The organism is Enterobacter sp. MGH 24, from assembly GCF_000493015.1.
Taxonomy (GTDB): Bacteria; Pseudomonadota; Gammaproteobacteria; order Enterobacterales; family Enterobacteriaceae; genus Enterobacter.
This window is the reverse complement of the sequence record NZ_KI535657.1, coordinates 864,020-889,061: the sequence shown is the minus strand read 5'-3', so window position 1 is coordinate 889,061 and position 25,042 is coordinate 864,020. Positions and strand designations below refer to the sequence as shown.

The following is a 25,042-nucleotide window of genomic DNA, read 5'->3' as shown; positions in this document are numbered from 1 at the left end:
CCCTGACAGTTTCATCGTCGGGGCTTTTTGCTTGTTTAAGACAACGCCACTTTGCTCTAAGATGTTGGGCTTGTTTTCACTATCAGATGATTAAGAACCCATGGAAAATCATGAAATCCAGACAGTGCTGATGAATGCACTCTCCCTTCAGGAAGCCCACGTCTCTGGCGATGGCAGTCACTTCCAGGTTATTGCTGTGGGTGAGATGTTCGACGGTATGAGCCGTGTGAAGAAACAGCAGGCTGTGTACGCGCCGCTGATGGAATATATTGCGGATAACCGCATCCACGCCCTGTCGATTAAAGCGTTCACCCCGCAAGAATGGGCACGCGATCGCAAACTAAACGGTTTTTGAGCTGAGGGCGACAGGCCCGCAGCACGGTTGAATTTATAAGAGAGCACACAATGGATAAATTTCGTGTACAGGGGCCAACGCGTCTCCAGGGCGAAGTCACAATTTCTGGCGCGAAAAACGCCGCGCTGCCAATCCTCTTTGCTGCGCTGCTTGCGGAAGAGCCGGTAGAAATTCAGAACGTACCGAAGCTGAAAGATATCGATACCACCATGAAGTTGCTCACCCAGTTGGGCACGAAAGTCGAGCGTAACGGTTCCGTCTGGATCGACGCCAGCAAGGTGAATAACTTTTCAGCCCCATACGATCTGGTGAAAACCATGCGAGCATCCATCTGGGCGCTTGGCCCGCTGGTGGCGCGTTTTGGTCAGGGTCAGGTCTCTCTGCCGGGCGGCTGCGCCATCGGTGCGCGTCCGGTTGACCTGCACATCTTTGGTCTGGAGAAACTGGGCGCAGAGATCAAGCTGGAAGAAGGTTACGTTAAAGCGTCTGTTAATGGCCGTCTGAAAGGCGCGCACATTGTCATGGACAAAGTGAGCGTGGGCGCAACGGTCACCATTATGTCTGCAGCGACGCTGGCAGAAGGGACCACTGTTATCGAAAACGCCGCGCGCGAACCGGAAATTGTGGATACCGCCAACTTCCTCGTGGCGCTGGGGGCGAAGATCACCGGCCAGGGTACTGACCGTATCACCATCGAAGGCGTTGAGCGTCTGGGCGGTGGTGTCTATCGCGTACTGCCGGACCGTATCGAAACCGGTACCTTCCTGGTCGCTGCGGCGATCTCTGGCGGTAAGATTGTGTGTCGTAACGCGCAGCCTGATACCCTGGATGCGGTACTCGCGAAACTGCGCGATGCGGGTGCGGATATCGAAATCGGTGAAGACTGGATCAGTCTTGATATGCACGGTCAGCGTCCAAAAGCGGTCAATGTGCGTACGGCACCGCATCCGGCGTTCCCAACGGACATGCAGGCGCAGTTCACCTTGCTGAACCTGGTCGCAGAAGGGACTGGCTTCATCACTGAAACTATTTTCGAGAACCGCTTTATGCACGTACCGGAGCTGATCCGTATGGGTGCGCATGCTGAGATCGAAAGCAATACCGTGATTTGCCATGGCGTTGAGAAGCTGTCAGGTGCTCAGGTGATGGCAACCGATCTGCGTGCGTCTGCAAGCCTGGTGCTGGCGGGTTGTATCGCGGAAGGCACAACGATCGTGGATCGTATTTATCACATCGATCGTGGTTATGAGCGTATCGAGGATAAACTGCGCGCGCTGGGTGCCAATATCGAGCGTGTGAAGGGCGAGTAATCGTTCCGGCAGCCCCCTGCCAGCAATGACCGGGGGGTTGCTGTTCCCGTCAAAAAAACGTTATTCCTTTGGTTCTTTCTTTGCCTTTCTCTGGCGAATCATGCGCGTTCTGTCGATAAACTCATGGGTAATCGGATCGTGGTAACGCGAAGGCCAAATCACCCACGGATGCGTATCCAGCGCCGTCGCGATAATTAATTCTCCCTTGGGCCAGGGGCGGGTGAGGGCGTTTGCCAGTGTTGAAGAGCTCAGTCCATGGCGGCGGGACTCCGCTGCCAGCGAAGTGCCTCTTTTGCGCAGTGCGGCAATAATATCAGCCGTGTGCCAGTCGATAAATTTCGTATCCATAACGCTGTCCTTAAGTTCGGATTCACCTACGCCGTTTCCTCTGAAACGACGAGGTTACTATACCCATTTCAAACTCTTGTTCTAAAAAGTTCGCGTTACTTGAAGGGATATTCAGAATAAGACACGCCTTTATTCATGCGGTCTCTAAACCGATGAATTTACATGAACGCGGAATTTACAGGTGTGTACTGGAATCTCCCCGCTATGGTCGCGGGGAGACACAAAGGGATTAACGATCGCGCTGAACGGCGATGTGGGCAAGTCCAATCAGCGCCTCGCGCCATGGGCTGTCGGGAATGACCTGGAGAGCTTCGATGGCTTTGTCGGCTTCTTCTTCCGCACGCTGACGCGTCCATTCCAGCGAGCCGCAGATAGCCATGGTTTCCAGCACAGGTTCCAGAAGATGGCGGCCATTTCCCTGTTCGATCGCTTCACGGATCATTTTCGCCTGATCGGCCGTTCCGTTGCGCATGGCGTGAAGCAGCGGCAGGGTAGGTTTACCTTCGTTCAGGTCATCACCCACGTTTTTGCCGAGCGTCTCGCCGTCCGCACTGTAGTCCAGCAAATCATCAATCAGCTGGAATGCCGTACCCAGATAGCGGCCATAGTCCTGCAGGCCCTTTTCCTGTGCTTCGGTACAGCCAGCCAGAATGCCGGAACACTGGGCCGCCGCTTCAAACAGGCGCGCGGTTTTGCTGTAGATGACGCGCATATAGTTTTCTTCGGTGATGTCCGGGTCGTTGACGTTCATCAGCTGTAGCACTTCGCCTTCAGCAATAACGTTTACGGCTTCGGACATCACTTCCAGCACTTTCAGGGAGCCCAGGCTGGTCATCATCTGGAAGGCGCGGGTATAGATAAAATCCCCCACCAGTACGCTGGCTGCGTTCCCGAACGCGGCGTTTGCCGTGGCTTTGCCACGACGCATATCCGATTCATCCACCACATCGTCATGCAGAAGCGTCGCCGTGTGAATAAATTCGATGAGCGCTGCGATACTGATGTGAGCATTTCCCTGATAGCCAACGGCTCTGGCAGCCAGAATGGCGATCATCGGACGAATGCGTTTACCGCCGCCGCTAACGATGTAATAGCCCAACTGATTGATCAGCTGAACGTCAGAGTTGAGTTGCTCCAGGATTGCTGCATTCACACCCGCCATATCTTGCGCGGTTAACTCGTTGATTTTTTCTAAATTCATCGCAAAAGCCGGGCTTTTTATCCTGTTGATCCCATCTTCAATGGGGTAACGAAGGGTTTCGGTTTATCAATAGTAGTGCTGATTGTACTGAAAAAACGGCACAGATAAACGTTACCGTACGTGTTGTGTTTTTTTTCTTCATGTATTGACGGTAGCACTTGTCAAAGGCTCGCGTTTTGCGTAATATTCGCGCCCTATTGTGAATATTTATAGCGCACTCTGATTCATACGAGGACGTGCGCGGAAGCGGAGTTTATATGTACGCGGTTTTCCAAAGTGGTGGTAAACAACACCGAGTAAGCGAAGGTCAGACCGTTCGCCTGGAAAAGCTGGACATCGCAACTGGCGAATCTGTTGAGTTCGCAGAAGTTCTGATGATCGCAAACGGTGAAGAAGTCAAAATCGGCGTTCCTTTCGTTGATGGCGGCGTTATCAAAGCTGAAGTTGTTGCACACGGTCGTGGCGAGAAAGTTAAAATCGTTAAGTTTCGTCGTCGTAAGCACTACCGTAAGCAGCAGGGCCACCGTCAGTGGTTCACTGATGTGAAAATTACTGGCATCAGCGCCTAAGACCTGAGGAGAGATTTAAATGGCACATAAAAAGGCTGGCGGCTCCACACGTAACGGTCGCGATTCAGAAGCTAAACGCCTGGGCGTTAAGCGTTTCGGTGGCGAATCCGTTCTGGCGGGTAGCATCATCGTTCGTCAACGTGGTACCAAATTCCACGCTGGCAACAACGTAGGTTGCGGTCGTGACCACACTCTGTTTGCTAAAGCAGACGGTAAAGTGAAATTTGAAGTTAAAGGCCCGAACAACCGTAAATACATCAGCATCGTTGCTGAGTAAGGTTTTCTCGGTCCGGTAACGGATTAAAGCCCCGCAACGTGTTGCGGGGCTTTTTACATTGGAAACCCGGAAAATTTTCTGTAGGGAAAACGGGCATGAAGCAGCAGGCCGGCATGGGTATTCTCTTGGCGCTCACCACCGCAATGTGCTGGGGTGCGTTGCCAATTGCAATGAAGCAGGTACTGGAAGTGATGGAGCCGCCTACGGTGGTCTTTTATCGCTTTCTGATGGCAAGCATCGGCCTTGGGGCTATTCTGGCTATCAAAGGTAAGCTTCCTTCCTTGCGGCTCTTCCGTAAACCGCGCTGGCTGGTATTGCTGGCTATCGCGACGGGCGGTCTGTTCGGTAACTTCATCCTGTTCAGCTCTTCCCTGCAATATCTCAGCCCCACGGCGTCGCAGGTGATAGGTCAGCTTTCACCGGTGGGCATGATGGTCGCCAGCGTCTTTATCCTCAAGGAGAAGATGCGCGGTACGCAGATTATCGGGGCGAGTATGCTGTTGTGCGGTCTGGTGATGTTCTTCAACACCAGTCTGATAGAGATTTTTACCCGCCTGACGGATTACACATGGGGTGTCATTTTCGGTGTGGGGGCAGCAACGGTCTGGGTGAGCTATGGCGTCGCGCAAAAGGTGTTATTGCGTCGACTTGCCTCACAGCAGATCCTCTTTTTGCTGTACACTTTGTGTACAATAGCATTGCTGCCATTAGCAAAGCCGGGCGTGATTACCCAGCTTAGCGACTGGCAACTGGCGTGCCTCGTTTTTTGTGGGCTGAACACGCTGGTCGGTTATGGCGCGCTGGCCGAAGCGATGGCGCGCTGGCAGGCAGCACAGGTGAGCGCGTTAATTACGCTTACTCCGCTGTTTACGCTGTTATTTTCAGATTTGTTATCAATGGCCTGGCCCGATGTCTTCGTCAGACCGATGCTCAACCTGTTGGGTTATCTCGGTGCGTTTGTCGTGGTTGCGGGCGCGATGTATTCCGCCATTGGTCATCGTCTTTGGGGACGTTGGCGCAAAAATGAAGCGGTTGTAGTAGTCCCCCGCTCAGGCGAATGAGTTACGGAGAGTAAAATGAAGTTTGTTGATGAAGCGACGATCCTGGTCGTGGCTGGTGATGGCGGCAATGGTTGCGTGAGCTTCCGCCGTGAAAAGTATATCCCACGTGGCGGACCTGACGGCGGCGACGGTGGGGATGGTGGTGACGTGTGGCTGGAGGCGGATGAGAACCTCAACACGCTGATCGACTACCGTTTCGAAAAATCTTTCCGCGCTGAACGTGGTCAGAACGGCCAAAGCCGTGACTGTACCGGGAAACGCGGTAAGGACGTTACCATTAAGGTTCCGGTCGGTACCCGTGTAATTGACCAGGGGACCGGTGAAACCATGGGTGATATGACCAAACACGGTCAGCGCCTGATGGTGGCGAAAGGCGGCTGGCACGGTCTGGGTAACAGCCGTTTCAAATCTTCCGTTAACCGTACGCCGCGTCAGAAAACGATGGGTACGCCGGGCGATAAGCGCGATCTGCAGCTGGAGCTGATGCTTCTGGCAGACGTGGGCATGCTGGGTATGCCAAACGCCGGTAAATCGACGTTCATTCGCGCTGTTTCTGCGGCGAAACCAAAAGTGGCGGACTATCCGTTTACCACGCTGGTACCAAGCCTGGGCGTTGTCCGTATGGATAACGAGAAGAGCTTTGTGGTCGCCGATATTCCGGGTCTGATTGAAGGAGCTGCGGAAGGCGCGGGTCTGGGTATTCGTTTCTTGAAACACCTTGAGCGTTGCCGCGTGCTGCTGCACCTTATCGATATCGATCCTATCGACGGTTCCGATCCGGTTGAAAACGCCCGCATCATCATCGGTGAACTGGAAAAATACAGCGAAAAACTGGCGAATAAACCTCGCTGGCTGGTCTTCAACAAGATCGACCTGATGGACAAAGCCGAAGCGGAAGCAAAAGCGAAAGCCATTGCTGAAGCGATGGGTTGGGAAGATAAATACTACCTGATCTCTGCGGCAAGCCAGGTTGGCGTGAAAGATCTGTGCTGGGATGTAATGACCTTTATCATTGAGAACCCAATCGTTCAGGCGGAAGAAGCGAAACAGCCTGAAAAAGTCGAATTCATGTGGGATGACTACCACCGCCAGCAGCTTGAAGAGCTGGAAGCTGAAGAGGATGATGAAGACTGGGACGATGACTGGGATGAAGACGACGAAGAAGGCGTCGAGTTCATCTACAAGCACTAACATCTGTCCAAAGCCCCCATTATGGGGGCTTTTTTTATTCCAGCGTCGCAGGCAGCCAGCAGCTGGCGATTAAGCCGCCTTCAGCGCCATTCTCAAGCGTGAGCCTGCCGTGGTGGAGCTGGACGATGCGCTGCACGATGCTCAGGCCCAGACCGCTGCCTCCGTAGCGCTGGTCAAGACGGCGGAATGGCTCAGTAATTGACAGTCGGTGCGCTTCATCAATACCCGGACCTTGATCGATAACGCTGATCTGCGTTCCACCCTCGACCTCGGTTAATGTCACTGTAATCGTTGTCCCTGGTGGGCTGTAACGCCCGGCATTCTCAAGCAGGTTGCGCAGCATCAGGCGCAGGAGTACGGCATCTCCCTGTACCGTGAGTGCACTTTTAGCGGGCCAAATCACCTTATGCTCTTTGGCTTCATGTCCCAGGCCGAGAGGTTCAATGATATTTTCCGTCCAGCCCACGGTTTCGTAGTGGCCGCTCGCCATTGCCTGTCCGGCACGGGCCAGCATCAGCAGCTGTTCGACGGTATGCATGAGCTGATCGATACGGGTAATGAGCGTCGCGGCCTGTGGCGCGCCTGACTGCGCCATAAGCTCCAGATGGAGCCGAATACCGGCAAGAGGCGTTCGAAGCTCGTGTGCGGCGTCAGCGGTGAAGAGGCGCTCCTGCTGAATGGTATTGTCCAGCCGGGCGAGCAGCTGGTTCAGGGAGGTTGTCACCGCACCGATTTCTTCCATGTCGGAATACATGGGAAGCGGAGTTAAGTTATCCGCCGAACGGTTAGCCAGGCTGTCACGGAGTTTATTCAGCGGTCGGGTTATCCAGGTGACCGCCCAGAATGAAAACAGTAGCGTGAAACCGACCATCACCAGAGATGGGACCAGCAGCGAGGCAATCGCTTCGCGGATCTCTTTCTCAACGTGATTGTTGCGCGCTTTCGCCGACAGCGTTTCATTCACCAGAAAACCAATCTGCTCACGGCTTTCATGCCACAGCCAGATGACGCTTATCAGCTGGAAAAATAACAGAATGACCGCCAGCAGCACCATCAAACGCCGACGCATGCTGTTCATTTCTGGCTCTCCAGGCGATAGCCAACGCCACGGACGGTTTTGATTCTGTCCTTGCCGAGCTTGCGACGCAGGTTGTGAATGTGAACTTCGAGGGTATTCGACCCCGGATCGTCCTGCCAGGAGTAGATATCCTGCTGGAGCGTTTCTCTGTGCACCGTTTGCCCGCTGCGCATGATAAGACGCGTAAGCAAGGCGAACTCTTTTGGCGTCACCTCTACCGCCTGATCCTGGCGCAGTACCTGCTGGGTTTGCAGATTCAGCGTAATATCGCCGTCGGTCAGTAAGTTATCACTATGTCCCTGATAGCGGCGAATCAACGCTCGCACCCGAGCCTGCAGCTCCGCAAGCGCAAAAGGCTTCACCAGGTAATCATCTGCGCCTGCATCGAGGCCGGTTATGCGATCCTCAATGGCATCGCGAGCCGTCAGGATCAATACCGGGTTAGCGATACCGCGGCGTCGCCACTGGCTGAGCAGCGTGGCACCGTCTTTATCAGGTAAGCCCAAATCGAGGATCACCAGACTGTATTCGCCGCTCTGAATCAGGGAGTCCGCTTCCGCGGCGGTGCCGGCACAGTCGAGGGCATACCCTTCATTGGCCAGCCCCAGCGCCAGCCCTTCCTGCAATAACAGATCGTCTTCAACTATGAGTAGTTTCATCGCTAGTTATTCTGGTAGATGTCCTTATAAAGCCTGCTTTCGAAGCGAACAAGCGGAATACGACGATTGCGCTGGTCGGTCGGCTCGACGGCATAGCCGGAAAGATACTGCACGAATGCCATGCGTTGTCCGCTGGCGGTAGTGATAAAGCCTGCAAGGTTGTAAACCCCCTGCAGTGAGCCTGTTTTAGCGGATACTTTGCCATCCACGCCGGCAGCGTGAAGCCCGGCGCGGTACTGCAGCGAACCGTCATGCCCGGCCAGCGGCAGCATTGAAATAAAGTTTAGCTCAGTGTCGTGCTGTGCAATGTACTGAAGCACCTGCATCATCGTGGCTGGGGAGATCAAGTTATGTCGCGATAATCCGGAGCCATCGACGGCGATGGTATTACCCAGCTCGATCCCCGCCTGCTGGCGCAGGATCTGACGAACGGCGTCGGAACCCGCGCGCCAGGTTCCCGGCACGCCGAAACGCGCGTGGCCAATCATGCGAAAGACGGTGTCGGCAATCATGTTGTCAGACTTTTTCAACATGATTCGCAGTAGATCGTGCAGCGGCGGAGACTGTTTGCTGGCGATGACCGTGCCGGGCTGGTTGACCTGCGTCTGGCGAAGCAGCGTACCGGAGTAGGTGATTCCCGCTTGTTTCAGTTCATCTTTCAGAATGGCACCCGCATAGCTTGCACCATCCTGTATCGCAAAGGCCAGCGGCAGCGGATCGGCGCGCTGCGTCAGGCAGCCGGTAAGCGTGAAGCGGTTCAGATCGCCGGGCACGACGTCCAGCTCACAATATTGCGCATCCGGGGAACCTTTCGCCAGCGTGCGGACCTGGCTAAACATCGTGACCGGGTAGTAGGACGCTATGCGGATAAACGCTAAATCATCCGGCTTTGGCGCGCTGTAAAGCGAAACCGAGAAGCAGTTACGGTCGACAATCGCGGCGGCTGGCGGGGCGCTAAAGCACTGGGTCATGTCGTTCCACGGCCAGCCAGGCGCTTTATCGTGGCTGGCAAAGATGGAGGTGTCGATCAGCACATTGCCATCAATTTTCTGCACGCCAGATTTTTTCAGCACCGCAACCATATTGCGGATATCCTGACGCTTAAAGGTCGGATCGCCGCCAAAACGGGCGATAAGATCGCCTTTCAGTTCACCACCATCGACGTTACCCCTGGTCTCGAGTGTGGTCGTAAATCGGAAGTCCGGCCCGAGCTGGAGCAGGGCGGCGAGGGCAGTGATCACCTTTTGGGTACTGGCAGGCAGTGCCATCTGTTGACTATGATAGTCAATCTCGGGAGCCTGTGCGCCAACCTTCTGCACCATCAGGGCAAGGTTCGCGCCTGCGGGGAGCTGATTAATGTACTCATCAACATTCGCGGCCTGAGCCGTGAACGTTATACTGGTAGTCAATCCGATGATAAATCTGGAAAATCGCATAATCTCGCGCTAACAACCCGAAAACAAACCGTCATACTACGGTGCATGGCACTGCAAAGTAAACGATGACCCATAGTGAACTTCGCGGTAAAATGCATATCAAATTGAAAAATTGCTGCTGACCTGGGGCATTGCTCCCGGGTCCGTTTTCTTTTTGCTTCTTGTCCGCTTAGGGGGGCAGGAGCAGGGAACACTGCTCCCAACAGGAATGTTTAAGAGGTATAACAAATGCAAGCTATTCCGATGACCTTACGTGGTGCCGAAAAACTGCGCGAAGAGCTGGATTTCCTGAAATCCGTGCGTCGTCCTGAAATCATCGCCGCTATCGCGGATGCGCGCGAGCATGGCGACCTGAAAGAGAATGCTGAATACCACGCCGCGCGTGAACAGCAGGGCTTCTGTGAAGGGCGTATTAAAGATATCGAAGCAAAACTGTCCAATGCACAGGTTATCGATATCACCAAAATGCCTAACAACGGGCGTGTGATCTTTGGTTCTACGGTGACCGTACTGAACCTGGACAATGACGAAGAGCAGACCTATCGCATCGTGGGTGATGATGAAGCAGACTTCAAACAGAACCTGATTTCAGTGAATTCTCCGATTGCTCGCGGCCTGATTGGCAAAGAGCAGGACGATGTTGTCACCATCCGCACCCCTGGCGGTGAAGTGGAATACGAAATTATTAAGGTTGAATACCTGTAATTCGCTTCTCTACTAAGATGTTGATACATTGTAAAGAAAAGAAAAAGGCCGCATAGCGGCCTTTTATCAACTCAAGGAGCATGGCATTTTGCTCGCCTGCTGACAGAAATCCCTCGTTTCACACAGAAAATGTGTTTGATTCAGGATATCCTTAGCGTGGCAGCGAGATTTTACGCTCTTTAGATGGGCGGTAGAGCACCAGCGTTTTACCGATGACCTGTACATTACAGGCGCCGGTTTCGCGCACGATGGCTTCCACGATCAGGTTTTTAGTGTCTCTGTCTTCAGAGGCGATTTTCACCTTGATCAGCTCGTGGTGTTCCAGCGCTTGTTCAATCTCGGCGAGCACCCCTTCGGTCAAACCATTGTTGCCAAGCATCACTACAGGCTTGAGCGGATGTGCCAGACCTTTAAGGTGCTGTTTTTGTTTAGTACTCAGATTCATCGTATATTTTTGCTTACGTTGGGATTGAAAACGGTTCATTCTACCGCCATCTCCCTTATATCGCCAAATAGCTGCGTAGAAATTTACGTCAAAAGTAGGCAACGATGAACCCGGACGGAAAAGTTAAATGACAGGTAAAAAGCGTTCTGCCAGTTCCAGCCGCTGGCTTCAGGAACACTTTAGCGATAAATATGTTCAACAGGCACAGAAAAAGGGGTTGCGTTCCCGTGCCTGGTTTAAACTTGATGAAATACAGCAAAGTGACAAACTTTTTAAGCCGGGGATGACGGTTGTTGACCTCGGTGCGGCACCTGGCGGATGGTCTCAGTATGCGGTCACGCAGATCGGTGGAACGGGCCGAATCATCGCATGCGATCTTTTACCAATGGATCCCATCGTCGGTGTCGACTTCCTTCAGGGCGACTTTCGTGATGAATTAGTGCTGAAAGCGTTACTTGATCGTGTAGGTGACAGTAAGGTCCAGGTTGTCATGTCAGATATGGCACCAAATATGTGTGGAACACCGGCGGTGGATATCCCCCGCGCCATGTATCTGGTGGAGCTAGCGTTAGAAATGTGTCGTGATGTACTAGCGCCTGGTGGTAGTTTTGTTGTGAAGGTGTTTCAGGGCGAAGGTTTCGAGGAGTATCTTAAGGAAATTCGCTCCCTGTTTGCGAAGGTTAAAGTTCGTAAGCCGGACTCTTCCCGGGCCCGTTCCCGAGAAGTGTATATTGTAGCGACCGGGCGAAAATGATAACCGGTAGATTTCAGGCGAAAGTTTGAATGAAACTGGATATAGAGTATCCTGACGCTGTTTTTAACACAGTTGTAATGTGAGGTTAATCCCTTGAGTGACATGGCGAAAAACCTAATTCTCTGGCTGGTCATTGCCGTCGTGCTGATGTCAGTATTCCAGAGCTTTGGGCCCAGCGAGTCGAATGGCCGCAAGGTGGATTATTCTACCTTCCTGCAGGAGGTCAATCAGGACCAGGTTCGCGAAGCGCGTATCAACGGACGTGAGATCAACGTTACCAAGAAAGATAGTAACCGTTACACGACTTACATCCCGGTGAACGATCCTAAGCTGCTTGATAACCTTCTGACCAAAAACGTCAAGGTGGTTGGCGAGCCGCCAGAAGAACCAAGCCTGCTGGCTTCCATCTTCATTTCCTGGTTCCCGATGCTGCTTCTTATCGGCGTCTGGATCTTCTTTATGCGCCAGATGCAGGGCGGCGGTGGCAAAGGTGCCATGTCGTTCGGTAAGAGCAAGGCGCGTATGCTGACGGAAGACCAGATCAAGACCACGTTTGCTGACGTCGCCGGTTGTGACGAAGCGAAAGAAGAAGTGGGTGAACTGGTTGAATACCTGCGTGAACCGAGCCGTTTCCAGAAGCTGGGCGGTAAGATTCCGAAAGGCGTGCTGATGGTTGGCCCTCCGGGTACCGGTAAAACCCTGCTGGCGAAAGCCATCGCGGGTGAAGCGAAGGTACCGTTCTTTACTATTTCAGGTTCTGACTTCGTCGAAATGTTCGTGGGTGTCGGTGCATCTCGTGTGCGTGACATGTTCGAGCAGGCTAAGAAGGCAGCACCGTGCATTATCTTCATCGATGAAATCGACGCCGTAGGCCGCCAGCGTGGCGCAGGTCTGGGCGGTGGTCACGATGAACGTGAACAGACGCTGAACCAGATGCTGGTTGAGATGGACGGTTTCGAAGGTAACGAAGGTATCATCGTTATCGCGGCAACTAACCGTCCTGACGTACTGGACCCTGCGCTGCTGCGTCCAGGCCGTTTCGACCGTCAGGTTGTTGTGGGTCTGCCGGACGTTCGCGGTCGTGAACAGATTCTGAAAGTTCACATGCGTCGCGTACCGCTGGCGCCGGATATCGATGCGGCAATTATTGCGCGCGGTACCCCGGGCTTCTCCGGTGCGGACCTGGCGAACCTGGTCAACGAAGCTGCACTGTTTGCCGCTCGCGGTAACAAGCGCGTCGTATCAATGGTGGAGTTTGAGAAAGCGAAAGACAAAATCATGATGGGTGCGGAACGTCGCTCCATGGTGATGACGGAAGCGCAGAAAGAGTCCACGGCATACCACGAAGCGGGTCACGCGATTATCGGTCGCCTGGTGCCGGAACACGATCCGGTACATAAAGTGACGATTATTCCGCGCGGTCGTGCGCTGGGTGTGACCTTCTTCCTGCCTGAAGGCGACGCGATCAGCGCCAGCCGTCAGAAGCTGGAAAGTCAGATTTCTACCCTATACGGTGGTCGTCTGGCAGAAGAGATTATCTACGGTGTGGAACATGTTTCTACCGGTGCGTCTAACGACATCAAAGTCGCGACAAACCTGGCGCGTAACATGGTGACGCAGTGGGGCTTCTCCGACAAACTCGGTCCGCTGCTGTATGCAGAGGAAGAGGGGGAAGTCTTCCTGGGCCGTTCTGTGGCGAAAGCGAAGCATATGTCCGATGAGACGGCACGTATCATCGACCAGGAAGTAAAATCTCTGGTAGAGCGTAACTATGCTCGTGCTCGCCAGATCCTGAACGACAATATGGACATCCTGCATTCGATGAAAGATGCGCTCATGAAATATGAGACTATCGATGCACCGCAGATTGACGACCTTATGGCGCGCCGTGAAGTGCGTCCGCCAGCAGGCTGGGAAGACCCAGGCGCTTCCAATAATTCTGACAATAATGGCACCCCGCGTGCGCCGCGTCCGGTTGATGAACCGCGTACGCCAAACCCGGGTAATACCATGTCAGAACAGTTGGGCGATAAGTAAGTCACTGCTGTTGATGCGTTCGTTTTTACCTCAAACCCTGGAGCTTGCTCCGGGGTTTTTCATTTTTGTTTAATCAAATAGATATCAGGGATTTCGCCATGAAATTATTCGCTCAGGACACGCATCTCGATCTTTCACACCCCCATGTGATGGGGATCCTGAATGTTACCCCTGACTCCTTCTCTGACGGCGGCGCGCACAACACGCTTATCGAGGCGGTTAAGCACGCGAATTTAATGATTAATGCGGGTGCCACCATCATTGACGTTGGCGGCGAATCGACGCGTCCTGGTGCGGCGGACGTGTCTGTGGAAGAAGAGCTGGCGCGCGTGGTGCCGGTGGTTGAAGCTATCGCACAGCGGTTTGAAGTATGGATCTCCGTAGACACGTCCAAGCCTCAGGTGATTCGTGAAGTGGCGAGAGTGGGCGCTCACATTATTAATGATATTCGCTCACTCACTGAGCCTGGTGCACTTGAGGCCGCAGCAGAGACGGGGTTACCGGTATGCCTGATGCACATGCAGGGTCAGCCGAAAACCATGCAGGAAGCACCGAAGTACGACGATGTCTTTGCTGACGTGAATCGCTTCTTTATTGAGCATATCGCGCGCTGTGAACGTGCAGGTATCCCAAAAGAGAAATTGCTGCTCGACCCGGGGTTCGGTTTCGGTAAAAATCTCTCACATAATTATGCGTTACTTGCGCGCCTGTCGGAATTCCATCACTTTGGCCTGCCGCTGCTGGTGGGGATGTCGAGAAAGTCGATGATTGGGCAGTTGCTGAACGTGGGACCGAGCGAACGCCTGAGCGGTAGTCTGGCCTGCGCGGTGATTGCGGCGATGCAGGGCGCGCACATTATTCGTGTCCATGACGTAAAAGAAACAGTAGAAGCCATGCGTGTGGTGGAAGCCACACTGGCAGCGAAGGAAAACAAACGCTATGAGTAATCGTAAATATTTTGGTACCGACGGTATCCGTGGGCGCGTAGGCGATGCTCCCATCACCCCTGATTTTGTCCTGAAGCTCGGCTGGGCGGCTGGCAAGGTACTGGCGCGTCATGGCTCACGTAAAATTATCATCGGTAAAGACACCCGCATTTCCGGCTATATGCTGGAGTCTGCGCTGGAAGCGGGGCTGGCGGCTGCTGGACTTTCCGCTTCTTTTACTGGCCCAATGCCAACGCCTGCGGTTGCGTATCTGACGCGCACCTTCCGTGCGGAAGCGGGGATTGTCATCTCGGCTTCTCATAACCCGTTCTACGACAATGGCATTAAATTCTTCTCCATTGACGGCACCAAGCTGCCGGATGAGGTGGAAGAAGCCATTGAAGCTGAAATGGAAAAAGAGATCACCTGTGTTGATTCCGCAGAGCTGGGTAAAGCGAACCGTATCGTTGATGCGGCGGGTCGCTATATCGAATTCTGTAAAGGCACGTTCCCGAATGAGCTGAGCCTGGCTCACCTCAAAATTGTGGTGGACTGTGCTAATGGCGCGACCTATCACATCGCCCCGAATGTCTTCCGCGAGCTGGGTGCGAAAGTCATCACCATTGGCTGCGAGCCGGATGGTCTGAACATTAACGAGCAGGTGGGGGCAACTGACGTTCGTGCCCTGCAGGCGCGTGTTCTGGCAGAGAAAGCCGATCTGGGTATTGCGCTGGACGGCGACGGTGACCGCGTGATCATGGTCGACCACGAAGGTAACAAGGTCGACGGCGATCAGATCCTCTACATCATTGCACGTGAAGGTCTGCGTCAGGGCCAGCTGCGCGGTGGTGCGGTGGGTACGCTGATGAGTAACATGGGCCTGGAGCTGGCGCTGAAACAGCTCGGTATTCCGTTTGTCCGCGCGAAAGTGGGTGACCGCTATGTGCTGGAAAAACTGCAGGAGAAGGGCTGGCGTATCGGTGCGGAGAACTCAGGTCACGTGATCCTGCTCGATAAAACCACCACCGGTGACGGTATTGTGGCCGCGCTGCAGGTGGTTGCCGCGATGGCCCGCAACCATATGAGCCTGCACGATCTGTGCAGCGGGATGAAAATGTTCCCACAGATCCTGGTAAACGTACGTTTCACAGCCGGTAAAGGCGATCCGCTGGAAAATGAGAACGTGAAAGCGGTGATGGCTGACGTTGAAGCGGCGCTGGGTAATCGTGGACGCGTGCTGCTGCGTAAGTCCGGTACCGAACCGCTGATCCGCGTGATGGTGGAAGGTGAAGACGAAGCGCAGGTAACCGAGTTTGCGCACCGTATTGCGGATGCCGTGAAAGCTGCATAATCTTGCATGCTAAATGTTTAAAAAGGCGGCGTTTGCCGCCTTTGTTTTAAGCAATTAATGGCTTTTTGCTGTTTTTTTCCGCAGTTGATACAATGCGTCAAAAATGCCCTTGCGAAGGCCATTCGCTTTGGTTAGTATTCACACCCGCTTCAGTGGGAAACAAAAATCCTGCTAATTGGTCGAAGCATTGGTATGCGGCAAATCCGCAAGGAACAGGTTGATTATGTACGAAGCTCTTTTAGTTATTTTCCTTATTGTAGCCATCGCTCTCGTAGCGCTGATTATGCTGCAGCAAGGTAAAGGCGCTGATATGGGAGCCTCCTTCGGAGCAGGCGCTTCCGGTACGCTGTTTGGTTCAAGTGGTTCTGCGAACTTCATGACCCGTACAACGGCGATTCTGGCTACGCTGTTCTTCATCATCAGTCTGGTGCTTGGCAATATCAACAGCAACAAGACTAGCAAAGGAAGCGAGTGGGAAAATCTGAGCGCGCCAGCGAAAACTGAGCAGACTCAGCCAGCTGCACCGGCTAAGCCAACCAGCGATATCCCGCACTAAGTATTCTGTACCGAGGTGGTGGAATTGGTAGACACGCTACCTTGAGGTGGTAGTGCCCTAACGGGCTTGTGGGTTCGAGTCCCATCCTCGGTACCAATATTCCAGAAGAAAGACGTCGAAAGACGTCTTTTTTTCGTCTGTATATTGTGTGGTGGGCAAAATGGCGGGTGGCGCTGCGCTTACCCGTCCTACAAACACCAAACAAAAAAGGCGCCGGTAGGGCGCCTTTTGCATGACTTGCTGTCGATTATTTCTTATCGCTGTGTTCCAGGTTTTCAACCTGTGGCAGACCGTTACCGGAGTTCGCGGAGAGCAGGCCATTCTCAACATAGTTGAACAGCTTCTCGCGAGTATCGGTGATATCCAGGTTACGCATGGTCAGTTGGCCAATACGATCGTCCGGTGAGAACACGGATTCACCTTTCTCCATGGTCAGACGCTCTGCTTTATAGGTCAGGTTGTCCGACACGGTGTTCAGGATGGAGTAGTCGTTACCGCGACGCAGTTCCAGCGTCACTTCACCGGTGATCGCGCTTGCCACCCAACGCTGCAGCGCATCACGCAGCATCAGCGCCTGTGGATCGAACCAGCGGCCCTGATACAGCAGTTTACCCAGCTGACGGCCATGAGAGTGATACTGCTCAATGGTGTCTTCGTTGTGAATGCCGGTCAGCAGACGCTCGTAAGCGATGTGCAGCAGCGCCATACCCGGGGCTTCATAGATGCCACGGCTTTTCGCTTCGATGATACGGTTTTCAATCTGATCGCTCATGCCCAGACCGTGACGTCCGCCAATACGGTTAGCTTCCAGCATCAGCTCAACGTCGTCAGAGAAGGTTTTACCGTTCAGCGCAACCGGATGGCCGCGTTCGAAACGTACGGTCACTTCTTCAGCCTGGATTTTGACGTTCTCGTCCCAGAACTTCACGCCCATGATCGGGTTAACGATCTTCACGCTGGAGTTCAGGAACTCCAGATCTTTCGCTTCGTGCGTCGCACCCAGCATGTTGGAGTCGGTGGAGTAGGCTTTCTCAACGGACATCTTGTAGTCAAAACCGCAGGCAATCATAAACTCGGACATTTCATGACGGCCACCCAGCTCGTCGATGAAGTCGGTATCCAGCCACGGCTTATAGATCTGCAGTTCGGCATTGGTCAGCAGGCCATAACGATAGAAACGTTCGATATCGTTGCCTTTATAGGTACTGCCGTCACCCCAGATGTTGACGCCGTCTTCTTTCATCGCCGCAACCAGCATGGTGCCGGTGACCGCACGGCCCAGCGGGGTCGTGTTGAAATAGGTCAGGCCGCCGGTGGTGTTATGGAATGCACCACACTGAATAGCCGCGATACCTTCCGCGACCAGTTGCTTACGGCAGTCAATCAGGCGCGCGTTCTCAGCACCATACTCTTTAGCGCGACGAGGAATGGCATCATAGTCGTCCTCATCCGGCTGACCCAGGTTCGCAGTATAGGCATACGGAACCGCTCCCTTCTGGCGCATCCACAGCAGTGCAGCGCTGGTATCCAGGCCGCCTGAGAAAGCGATGCCAATACGTTGTCCTACCGGAAGATGCTTGAGAATCGTCGTCATAGAATAAAACCCTGCTTGATTGACTGATTAGAGACCGCTTTCGCTCTCTTGTGCATTTTTATGCAAAATAAGTGAGTATTCATTTAATCATCTTTTGGCGAAGACCGGAAGAGACTCGTGCGTTTTTTGTAAAAATTTTGGTCTGTTTGATCTGGCGGAAGTCGCCTTGACAGGTGGGGTCAACTATCAATATACTAAACGCCGATTTTACGTCCCGTCTTCGGTACCAAATCCCAGCATTATTTGCAAATTCTGTCCAAAACGCGTAGAATTTGCCACGTTTCAGGCGCGGGGTGGAGCAGCCTGGTAGCTCGTCGGGCTCATAACCCGAAGGTCGTCGGTTCAAATCCGGCCCCCGCAACCACTTTCCCATAAAGTTCTTTTTCAAATATACTGTGAAGACTTAGAGCCTTCGTAGCTGGATTTGAAAAAATTCTTTCGGAAAGTGCTCCAGGCCACAGTTGTGGCTATAGGGTTCAGTTATCTAAAGCCCCGATTTATCGGGGTTTTTTGTTATCTGACTACAGAATAACTGGGCTTTACGCCCTTTTTTTATGTCTTGGGGGTGGGCTTGTCCACATTAGAGCAAAAATTAACAGAGATGATTACTGCACCGGTCGAAGCACTGGGCTACGAACTGGTCGGCATCGAATTCGTTCGCGGCCGTACATCGACGCTGCGCATCTATATTGATAGTGAAGATGGCATCAATGTTGATGATTGTGCTGATGTCAGCCACCAGGTGAGTGCGGTTCTTGATGTTGAAGACCCGATTACCGTTGCGTACAACCTGGAAGTTTCCTCACCTGGCCTCGATCGCCCGATGTTCACGGCCGAGCACTATGTGCGCTTTACCGGTGAAGAAGTGGCTCTCGTTCTGCGTATGGCCGTACAGAACCGCCGTAAATGGCAGGGAATTATCAAAGCCGTTGATGGTGAAATGATCACGGTGACAGTCGACGGCAAAGATGAAGTGTTCGCGCTGAGTAATATCCAGAAGGCGAACCTGGTTCCCCACTTTTAACAGTCTGGATTGAGGTGAAAAGCCCGCGATGAACAAAGAAATTTTGGCTGTTGTTGAAGCCGTCTCCAATGAGAAATCACTGCCGCGTGAGAAGATTTTCGAAGCGCTGGAAAGTGCACTGGCTACAGCAACCAAGAAAAAATACGAACAAGAGATCGATGTTCGCGTAGAAATCGATCGTAAAAGCGGTGACTTCGATACATTCCGTCGTTGGGTAATCGTTGAAGAAGTGACCCAGCCGACCAAAGAGATCACGCTGGAAGCCGCCCGTTTTGAAGACGAAAGTCTGAACGTGGGCGATTACGTTGAAGATCAGATTGAATCTGTGACCTTCGACCGTATCACCACCCAGACCGCTAAACAGGTCATCGTGCAGAAAGTGCGCGAAGCCGAGCGCGCGCTGGTTGTCGATCAGTTCCGCGATCAGGAAGGCGAAATCATCACCGGCGTGGTGAAGAAAGTGAACCGCGACAACATCTCCCTGGAGATCAAATCCGAAGGGTTGCCGGGTAACGCTGAAGCCGTGATCCTGCGTGAAGATATGCTGCCGCGTGAAAACTTCCGTCCAGGCGACCGTATCCGCGGTGTTCTGTACGCCGTTCGCCCTGAAGCGCGCGGTGCGCAGCTGTTCGTGACCCGTTCTAAGCCAGAAATGCTGGTAGAACTGTTCCGTATCGAAGTACCGGAAATCGGTGAAGAAGTTATCGAGATTAAAGCGGCGGCTCGCGATCCGGGCTCCCGTGCGAAAATTGCGGTGAAAACCAACGACAAGCGTATCGACCCGGTCGGTGCTTGCGTCGGTATGCGCGGTGCGCGTGTCCAGGCAGTCTCTACTGAGCTGGGCGGCGAACGTATTGATATCGTTCTGTGGGATGACAACCCGGCGCAGTTCGTGATCAACGCAATGGCTCCAGCTGATGTGGCGTCTATCGTTGTTGACGAAGACAAACACACCATGGATATCGCTGTTGAAGCGGGCAACCTGGCGCAGGCAATCGGCCGTAACGGTCAGAACGTACGCCTGGCGTCACAGCTGAGCGGCTGGGAACTCAACGTTATGACCGTTGATGACCTGCAGGCTAAGCATCAGGCTGAAGCCCATGCGGCGATCGATACCTTCACTAAATACCTGGATATTGACGAAGACTTCGCCACTGTTCTGGTTGAAGAAGGTTTCTCTACGCTGGAAGAACTGGCCTATGTGCCAATGAAAGAGCTGCTGGAAATTGACGGTCTGGATGAACCAACCGTTGAAGCCCTGCGTGAACGCGCTAAAAACGCACTGACCACCCTGGCGCTGGCTCAGGAAGAAAGCCTTGGCGATAAGAAGCCGGCTGATGACCTGCTGAATCTGGAAGGTCTTGATCGTGCGATTGCGTTCAAGCTGGCTGCCCGTGGTGTTTGTACGCTGGAAGATCTCGCTGAGCAAGGCGTTGATGACCTGGCTGATATCGAAGGTTTAACCGACGAGAAAGCCGGCGAGCTCATCATGGCCGCACGTAATATTTGCTGGTTCGGCGACGAAGCGTAATAAACTGTAGCAGGAAGGAACAGCATGACTGATGTAACTGTAAAATCGCTGGCTGCTGAGATTCAGACCTCCGTGGACCGCCTGGTACAGCAATTTGCTGATGCAGGGATCCCGAAGTCCGCTGATGACTCGGTGACCGCGCAAGAAAAACAAACCTTGTTAACGCATTTGAACCGTGAACACGGTTCTACGCCTGACAAGTTAACGCTGCAGCGCAAAACGCGTAGCACGTTAAACATCCCTGGTACCGGTGGCAAAAGCAAATCGGTACAAATTGAAGTCCGCAAGACGCGCACCTTTGTAAAACGTGATCCGCAAGAGGCAGAACGCCTTGCCGCGGAAGAGCAGGCACAGCGTGAAGCGGAAGAACAAGCTCAGCGTGAGGCGGAAGCAACCGCCAAACGTGAAGCAGAATTAAAAGCTGAACGTGAGGCCGCAGAAAAAGCGAAACGCGACGCAAGTGATAAAGTGAAGCGTGACGCTGCGGAAAAAGACAAAGTGAGCAATCAACAGACAGACGAAATGACAAAAACCGCCCAGGCTGAAAAAGCCCGCCGTGAAAATGAAGCTGCCGAGCTGAAGCGTAAAGCGGAAGAAGAAGCCCGCCGTAAGCTGGAAGAAGAAGCTCGCCGCGTCGCAGAAGAAGCGCGCCGTATGGCAGAAGAAAACGAGAAGAACGGTGTGAATACCGCTGAACCGACTGAAGATACCAGCGATTATCACGTGACCACTTCTCAGCACGCGCGTCAGGCTGAAGACGACAACGACCGTGAAGTTGAAGGTGGTCGCGGCCGTACTCGCAGTACTAAAGCTGCGCGTCCAGCGAAAAAAGGCAATAAGCACGCTGAATCCAAAGCTGACCGTGAAGAAGCACGCGCTGCTGTTCGCGGCGGTAAAGGCGGTAAGCGTAAAGGTTCCGCTCTGCAGCAGGGCTTCCAGAAGCCGGCTCAGGCAGTTAACCGTGACGTCGTGATTGGCGAAACCATCACCGTTGGCGAACTGGCGAACAAGATGGCGGTTAAAGGCTCTCAGGTCATCAAAGCGATGATGAAGCTGGGCGCTATGGCAACCATCAACCAGGTCATCGATCAGGAAACCGCACAGCTGGTTGCTGAAGAGATGGGCCACAAAGTTATCCTGCGTCGTGAAAACGAGCTGGAAGAAGCAGTAATGAGCGACCGTGATACTGGCGCTGCGGCAGAACCGCGCGCACCAGTAGTGACCATCATGGGTCACGTTGACCATGGTAAAACCTCTCTGCTTGACTACATTCGCTCTACCAAGGTTGCCTCTGGTGAAGCGGGTGGCATTACCCAGCACATCGGTGCTTACCACGTAGAAACCGAAAACGGCATGATCACCTTCCTGGATACCCCAGGCCACGCAGCGTTTACCTCAATGCGTGCCCGTGGTGCTCAGGCGACGGATATCGTTGTCCTGGTTGTTGCTGCGGACGATGGCGTGATGCCTCAGACCATCGAAGCTATCCAGCACGCGAAAGCGGCGCAGGTGCCTCTGGTTGTTGCAGTCAACAAAATCGATAAGCCAGAAGCCGATCTGGACCGCGTGAAGAATGAACTGTCTCAGTACGGCGTTATGCCGGAAGAGTGGGGCGGTGAAGCGCAGTTCATCCCAGTATCTGCTAAAGCGGGTACCGGTATTGACGACCTGCTGAACGCGATCCTGCTGCAGGCTGAAGTACTGGAGCTGAAAGCGATCCGTAATGGTATGGCGAGCGGTGCGGTGATCGAATCCTTCCTGGATAAAGGACGTGGCCCGGTTGCTACCGTTCTGGTTCGTGAAGGTACGCTGCATAAAGGCGATATCGTTCTGTGTGGCTTCGAATACGGCCGCGTTCGTGCGATGCGTAACGAACTGGGTCAGGAAGTTCTGGAAGCGGGTCCGTCCATTCCAGTGGAAATCCTGGGTCTGTCCGGTGTTCCGGCTGCCGGTGACGAAGTGACCGTTGTGCGTGACGAGAAGAAAGCGCGTGAAGTGGCACTGTATCGTCAGGGCAAATTCCGTGAAGTTAAACTGGCTCGTCAGCAGAAATCTAAACTCGAGAACATGTTTGCCAACATGACCGAGGGCGAAGTTCACGAAGTGAACATCGTTCTGAAAGCTGACGTTCAGGGTTCTGTGGAAGCGATCTCCGACTCCTTGCTGAAACTGTCTACCGACGAAGTGAAAGTGAAGATCATCGGTTCTGGCGTAGGTGGTATCACCGAAACCGACGCGACCCTGGCTGCTGCGTCCAACGCTATCCTGGTCGGCTTCAACGTTCGTGCGGATGCATCTGCGCGTAAAGTGATTGAAGCTGAAAGCCTGGATCTGCGCTACTACTCCGTCATCTATAACCTGATCGACGAAGTGAAAGCAGCGATGAGCGGCATGCTGTCTCCTGAGCTGAAACAGCAGATCATCGGTCTGGCTGAAGTACGTGACGTGTTCAAATCACCGAAATTCGGTGCGATCGCGGGCTGTATGGTTACCGAAGGTAACATCAAGCGTCACAACCCAATCCGCGTACTGCGCGACAACGTGGTTATCTACGAAGGCGAGCTGGAATCCCTGCGCCGCTTCAAAGATGACGTTAACGAAGTTCGTAACGGCATGGAATGTGGTATCGGCGTGAAGAACTACAACGACGTTCGCGTTGGCGATATGATCGAAGTGTTCGAGATCATCGAAATTCAGCGTACCATCGCTTAATTACCGATTGTAAGCCGGGATCGCCTCGCGCCACCCGGCAATAATTTTAAAAGGGGCTTTTAGCCCCTTTTTTGTCTGGAGAATTTATTATGGCGAAAGAATTTGGTCGCCCTCAGCGCGTAGCGCAGGAAATGCAGAAAGAGATCGCACTCATTCTGCAACGTGAAATTAAAGACCCGCGTGTCGGCATGATGACCACCGTTTCCGGTGTCGAAATGTCCCGCGATTTGGCCTATGCAAAAGTGTTCGTCACTTTCCTGAACGATCAGGACGAAGCGGCAGTGAAAAACGGCATTAAAGCGCTGCAGGAAGCCTCAGGTTTCATCCGCTCTCTGCTTGGCAAAGCGATGCGCCTGCGTATCGTTCCTGAACTGACCTTCTTCTACGACAACTCGCTGGTCGAAGGTATGCGTATGTCCAACCTGGTGACCAGCGTGGTGAAACATGACGATGAGCGTCGTGTGAACCCAGCGGACGACAGCAAGGAGGACTGATGAGTCGTCCTCGTCGTCGTGGTCGCGACGTGCATGGTGTGCTGCTGCTGGATAAACCCCAGGGCGCATCCAGCAACGACGTGCTGCAAAAAGTTAAGCGTATTTATAACGCCAACCGTGCGGGCCATACGGGCGCGCTCGATCCGCTGGCAACCGGCATGCTGCCGGTCTGCCTGGGAGAGGCGACAAAGTTTTCCCAGTATCTGCTCGACTCCGATAAACGTTACCGCGTTATCGCTAAACTGGGCCAGCGCACGGATACCTCCGACGCGGATGGACAGGTGGTTGAAGAGCGCCCGGTGGCCTTCAGTGCAGAGCAGCTTGATGCGGCGCTGGAAAGCTTCCGTGGCGACACGATGCAGGTGCCGTCGATGTATTCGGCGCTGAAATATCAGGGCAAGAAGCTCTACGAATATGCGCGCCAGGGCATTGACGTCCCGCGTGAAGCCCGTCCGATAACCGTCTATGAGTTGCTGTTTATTCGCCATGAAGGCGATGAGCTGGAGCTGGAAGTGCACTGTTCGAAAGGGACCTATATTCGCACCATCATCGACGATCTCGGTGAAAAGCTGGGCTGCGGCGCGCATGTAATTTACCTGCGTCGTCTGGCGGTGAGCAAGTACCCGGTGGAGCGGATGGTAACCCTGGAACATCTGCGCGAGCTCGTAGAACAGGCGGAAGCACAGGGGATCGCGCCGGCAGATTTGTTGGATCCACTGCTGATGCCGATGGACAGTCCGGCAGCAGACTTCCCGGTTGTTAATCTTCCTTTAACATCGTCCGTTTACTTTAAGAACGGCAACCCGGTTCGTACGGCACAAGCGCCGCTGGAAGGACTGGTACGCGTGACCGAAGGTGACGAAGGGAAATTCATCGGTATGGGCGAAATGGATGGCGAAGGGCGCGTTGCGCCGCGTCGTCTGGTCGTCGAATATCCGGTCGACGCGTGACGGTGATAACGGCCCACCTTGCGATAAGCAGGGGAGACGAGTAGAATATCGCCGCTTAACGCCTGGTAAATTGTTTAACAATCTGCGGGGCGTACATGGGATTGCTGAATTAGAGATCGGCATCCTTACATTCTTTATACTTTGGAGTTTGAAAATGTCTCTAAGCGTTGAAGCTAAAGCTAAAATCGTTTCTGAGTTTGGTCGTGGTACTAACGACAGCGGTTCTACCGAAGTTCAGGTTGCACTGCTGACTGCACAGATTAACCACCTGCAGGGTCACTTTGCAGAGCACAAAAAAGATCACCACAGCCGTCGTGGTCTGCTGCGTATGGTTTCTCAGCGTCGTAAACTGCTCGACTACCTGAAACGTAAAGATGTTGCACGCTACACCGCGCTGATCGAGCGTCTGGGTCTGCGTCGCTAAGTCTTGCGAGTTTCAGAAAAGGGGGCCTGATGGCCCCTTTTTTCAACCAGACGG

At 53.5% G+C, this 25,042-nt stretch carries 25 protein-coding genes and 2 tRNA genes; 20 read left to right on the top strand and 7 right to left on the bottom strand.

Annotated features, from left to right (window positions below; all coding sequences use genetic code 11):
• Positions 1-100: 100 nt before the first annotated feature.
• Together ibaG and murA are read left to right on the top strand one after the other, a co-directional pair.
• Entirely contained in the window at positions 101-355 is a 255-nt protein-coding gene (gene ibaG / locus L370_RS17600; RefSeq protein WP_023333602.1) for a BolA family iron metabolism protein IbaG, read from the top strand.
• Positions 356-405: 50 nt separating this feature from the next.
• Positions 406-1,665 carry a UDP-N-acetylglucosamine 1-carboxyvinyltransferase gene (gene murA, locus L370_RS17605; RefSeq protein WP_023333601.1) on the top strand — a complete coding sequence of 420 codons (1,260 nt, stop codon included), beginning with the start codon at positions 406-408 and terminating at the stop codon, positions 1,663-1,665.
• A 60-nt stretch (positions 1,666-1,725) separates the two neighbouring features.
• Here murA and sfsB read toward each other — a convergent pair whose 3' ends face one another.
• Both sfsB and ispB read right to left on the bottom strand, forming a co-directional pair.
• Positions 1,726-2,013 (bottom strand): DNA-binding transcriptional regulator SfsB, encoded by a 288-nt coding sequence (sfsB, locus tag L370_RS17610; protein ID WP_023333600.1) that lies wholly within the window; start codon positions 2,011-2,013, stop codon positions 1,726-1,728.
• 229 nt (positions 2,014-2,242) lie between these two features.
• A complete protein-coding gene (gene ispB / locus L370_RS17615; protein WP_023333599.1) occupies positions 2,243-3,214 on the bottom strand; it encodes an octaprenyl diphosphate synthase in 972 nt (323 codons plus the stop codon).
• Between the two features lie 257 nt (positions 3,215-3,471).
• Here ispB and rplU point away from each other — a divergent pair, with 257 nt between their 5' ends.
• The 4 genes from rplU (at position 3,472) to cgtA (ending at position 6,312) form a co-directional block, all read left to right on the top strand.
• Positions 3,472-3,783, top strand: coding sequence for a 50S ribosomal protein L21 (gene rplU / locus L370_RS17620; protein ID WP_003025032.1), 312 nt, complete (start codon positions 3,472-3,474; stop codon positions 3,781-3,783).
• 19 nt (positions 3,784-3,802) lie between these two features.
• Positions 3,803-4,060, top strand: coding sequence for a 50S ribosomal protein L27 (rpmA, locus tag L370_RS17625; protein ID WP_004385076.1), 258 nt, complete (start codon positions 3,803-3,805; stop codon positions 4,058-4,060).
• A gap of 95 nt (positions 4,061-4,155) precedes the next feature.
• Entirely contained in the window at positions 4,156-5,121 is a 966-nt protein-coding gene (locus L370_RS17630; protein WP_023333598.1) for a DMT family transporter, read from the top strand.
• A 15-nt stretch (positions 5,122-5,136) separates the two neighbouring features.
• Positions 5,137-6,312: an Obg family GTPase CgtA gene (gene cgtA, locus L370_RS17635; protein WP_023333597.1), complete on the top strand. Its 1,176-nt coding sequence runs from the start codon at positions 5,137-5,139 to the stop codon at positions 6,310-6,312.
• 34 nt (positions 6,313-6,346) lie between these two features.
• On the opposite strand, the gene pmrB is transcribed toward cgtA, so the two are convergent.
• From pmrB to dacB, 3 genes are read right to left on the bottom strand one after another with little or no spacing between them, the layout of a single operon-like run.
• Complete coding sequence (gene pmrB / locus L370_RS17640; RefSeq protein WP_023333596.1) at positions 6,347-7,390, bottom strand: two-component system sensor histidine kinase PmrB; 1,044 nt, start codon at positions 7,388-7,390, stop codon at positions 6,347-6,349.
• Positions 7,387-8,049 (bottom strand): two-component system response regulator PmrA, encoded by a 663-nt coding sequence (gene pmrA, locus L370_RS17645; RefSeq protein ID WP_023333595.1) that lies wholly within the window; start codon positions 8,047-8,049, stop codon positions 7,387-7,389. Before pmrA ends, pmrB begins: the two co-directional genes overlap by 4 nt.
• A gap of 2 nt (positions 8,050-8,051) precedes the next feature.
• The gene (dacB, locus tag L370_RS17650; RefSeq protein WP_023333594.1) at positions 8,052-9,485 is read right to left on the bottom strand and encodes a serine-type D-Ala-D-Ala carboxypeptidase; all 1,434 of its coding nucleotides are present in this window, start codon (positions 9,483-9,485) and stop codon (positions 8,052-8,054) included.
• Between the two features lie 228 nt (positions 9,486-9,713).
• Here dacB and greA point away from each other — a divergent pair, with 228 nt between their 5' ends.
• Complete coding sequence (gene greA / locus L370_RS17655) at positions 9,714-10,190, top strand: transcription elongation factor GreA (protein WP_014171793.1); 477 nt, start codon at positions 9,714-9,716, stop codon at positions 10,188-10,190.
• 151 nt (positions 10,191-10,341) lie between these two features.
• Here the strand turns inward: greA and yhbY are convergent, their stop codons facing one another.
• Complete coding sequence (gene yhbY, locus L370_RS17660) at positions 10,342-10,635, bottom strand: ribosome assembly RNA-binding protein YhbY (RefSeq protein WP_003861814.1); 294 nt, start codon at positions 10,633-10,635, stop codon at positions 10,342-10,344.
• A gap of 127 nt (positions 10,636-10,762) precedes the next feature.
• Between yhbY and rlmE the strand changes: the two genes are divergently transcribed.
• From rlmE to L370_RS17690, 6 genes are all read left to right on the top strand, one after another.
• Positions 10,763-11,389 (top strand): 23S rRNA (uridine(2552)-2'-O)-methyltransferase RlmE, encoded by a 627-nt coding sequence (rlmE, locus tag L370_RS17665; protein WP_003861812.1) that lies wholly within the window; start codon positions 10,763-10,765, stop codon positions 11,387-11,389.
• A 102-nt stretch (positions 11,390-11,491) separates the two neighbouring features.
• Positions 11,492-13,426 carry an ATP-dependent zinc metalloprotease FtsH gene (ftsH, locus tag L370_RS17670; RefSeq protein WP_010436002.1) on the top strand — a complete coding sequence of 645 codons (1,935 nt, stop codon included), beginning with the start codon at positions 11,492-11,494 and terminating at the stop codon, positions 13,424-13,426.
• A gap of 98 nt (positions 13,427-13,524) precedes the next feature.
• On the top strand, positions 13,525-14,373 hold the full coding sequence (gene folP / locus L370_RS17675) for a dihydropteroate synthase (protein WP_023333592.1): 849 nt from the start codon (positions 13,525-13,527) through the stop codon (positions 14,371-14,373).
• Positions 14,366-15,703 carry a phosphoglucosamine mutase gene (glmM, locus tag L370_RS17680; protein ID WP_023333591.1) on the top strand — a complete coding sequence of 446 codons (1,338 nt, stop codon included), beginning with the start codon at positions 14,366-14,368 and terminating at the stop codon, positions 15,701-15,703. The genes folP and glmM overlap by 8 nt, the downstream gene beginning before the upstream one ends.
• A 223-nt stretch (positions 15,704-15,926) precedes the next feature.
• Positions 15,927-16,259: a preprotein translocase subunit SecG gene (gene secG / locus L370_RS17685; protein ID WP_023333590.1), complete on the top strand. Its 333-nt coding sequence runs from the start codon at positions 15,927-15,929 to the stop codon at positions 16,257-16,259.
• 9 nt (positions 16,260-16,268) lie between these two features.
• Positions 16,269-16,355: transfer RNA gene (locus L370_RS17690), tRNA-Leu, on the top strand.
• 151 nt (positions 16,356-16,506) lie between these two features.
• On the opposite strand, the gene argG is transcribed toward L370_RS17690, so the two are convergent.
• Positions 16,507-17,853, bottom strand: a complete 1,347-nt coding sequence (gene argG / locus L370_RS17695; RefSeq protein WP_023309336.1) for an argininosuccinate synthase — start codon at positions 17,851-17,853, stop codon at positions 16,507-16,509.
• A 287-nt stretch (positions 17,854-18,140) separates the two neighbouring features.
• Between argG and L370_RS17700 the strand changes: the two genes are divergently transcribed.
• The 7 genes from L370_RS17700 to rpsO all read left to right on the top strand — a co-directional run bounded on the left by L370_RS17700 (position 18,141) and on the right by rpsO (position 24,988).
• Positions 18,141-18,217 (top strand) — tRNA-Met (locus L370_RS17700).
• A gap of 207 nt (positions 18,218-18,424) precedes the next feature.
• The gene (rimP, locus tag L370_RS17705; protein ID WP_032639709.1) at positions 18,425-18,877 is read left to right on the top strand and encodes a ribosome maturation factor RimP; all 453 of its coding nucleotides are present in this window, start codon (positions 18,425-18,427) and stop codon (positions 18,875-18,877) included.
• Positions 18,878-18,905: 28 nt separating this feature from the next.
• A complete protein-coding gene (gene nusA / locus L370_RS17710) occupies positions 18,906-20,408 on the top strand; it encodes a transcription termination factor NusA (protein ID WP_003861798.1) in 1,503 nt (500 codons plus the stop codon).
• 24 nt (positions 20,409-20,432) lie between these two features.
• Entirely contained in the window at positions 20,433-23,120 is a 2,688-nt protein-coding gene (infB, locus tag L370_RS17715; protein WP_023333588.1) for a translation initiation factor IF-2, read from the top strand.
• Positions 23,121-23,209: 89 nt separating this feature from the next.
• On the top strand, positions 23,210-23,614 hold the full coding sequence (gene rbfA, locus L370_RS17720; RefSeq protein ID WP_003024988.1) for a 30S ribosome-binding factor RbfA: 405 nt from the start codon (positions 23,210-23,212) through the stop codon (positions 23,612-23,614).
• A complete protein-coding gene (gene truB, locus L370_RS17725) occupies positions 23,614-24,564 on the top strand; it encodes a tRNA pseudouridine(55) synthase TruB (RefSeq protein ID WP_023333587.1) in 951 nt (316 codons plus the stop codon). Before rbfA ends, truB begins: the two co-directional genes overlap by 1 nt.
• A 154-nt stretch (positions 24,565-24,718) precedes the next feature.
• Positions 24,719-24,988, top strand: coding sequence for a 30S ribosomal protein S15 (gene rpsO / locus L370_RS17730; RefSeq protein WP_003861789.1), 270 nt, complete (start codon positions 24,719-24,721; stop codon positions 24,986-24,988).
• Positions 24,989-25,042 lie beyond the last annotated feature (54 nt).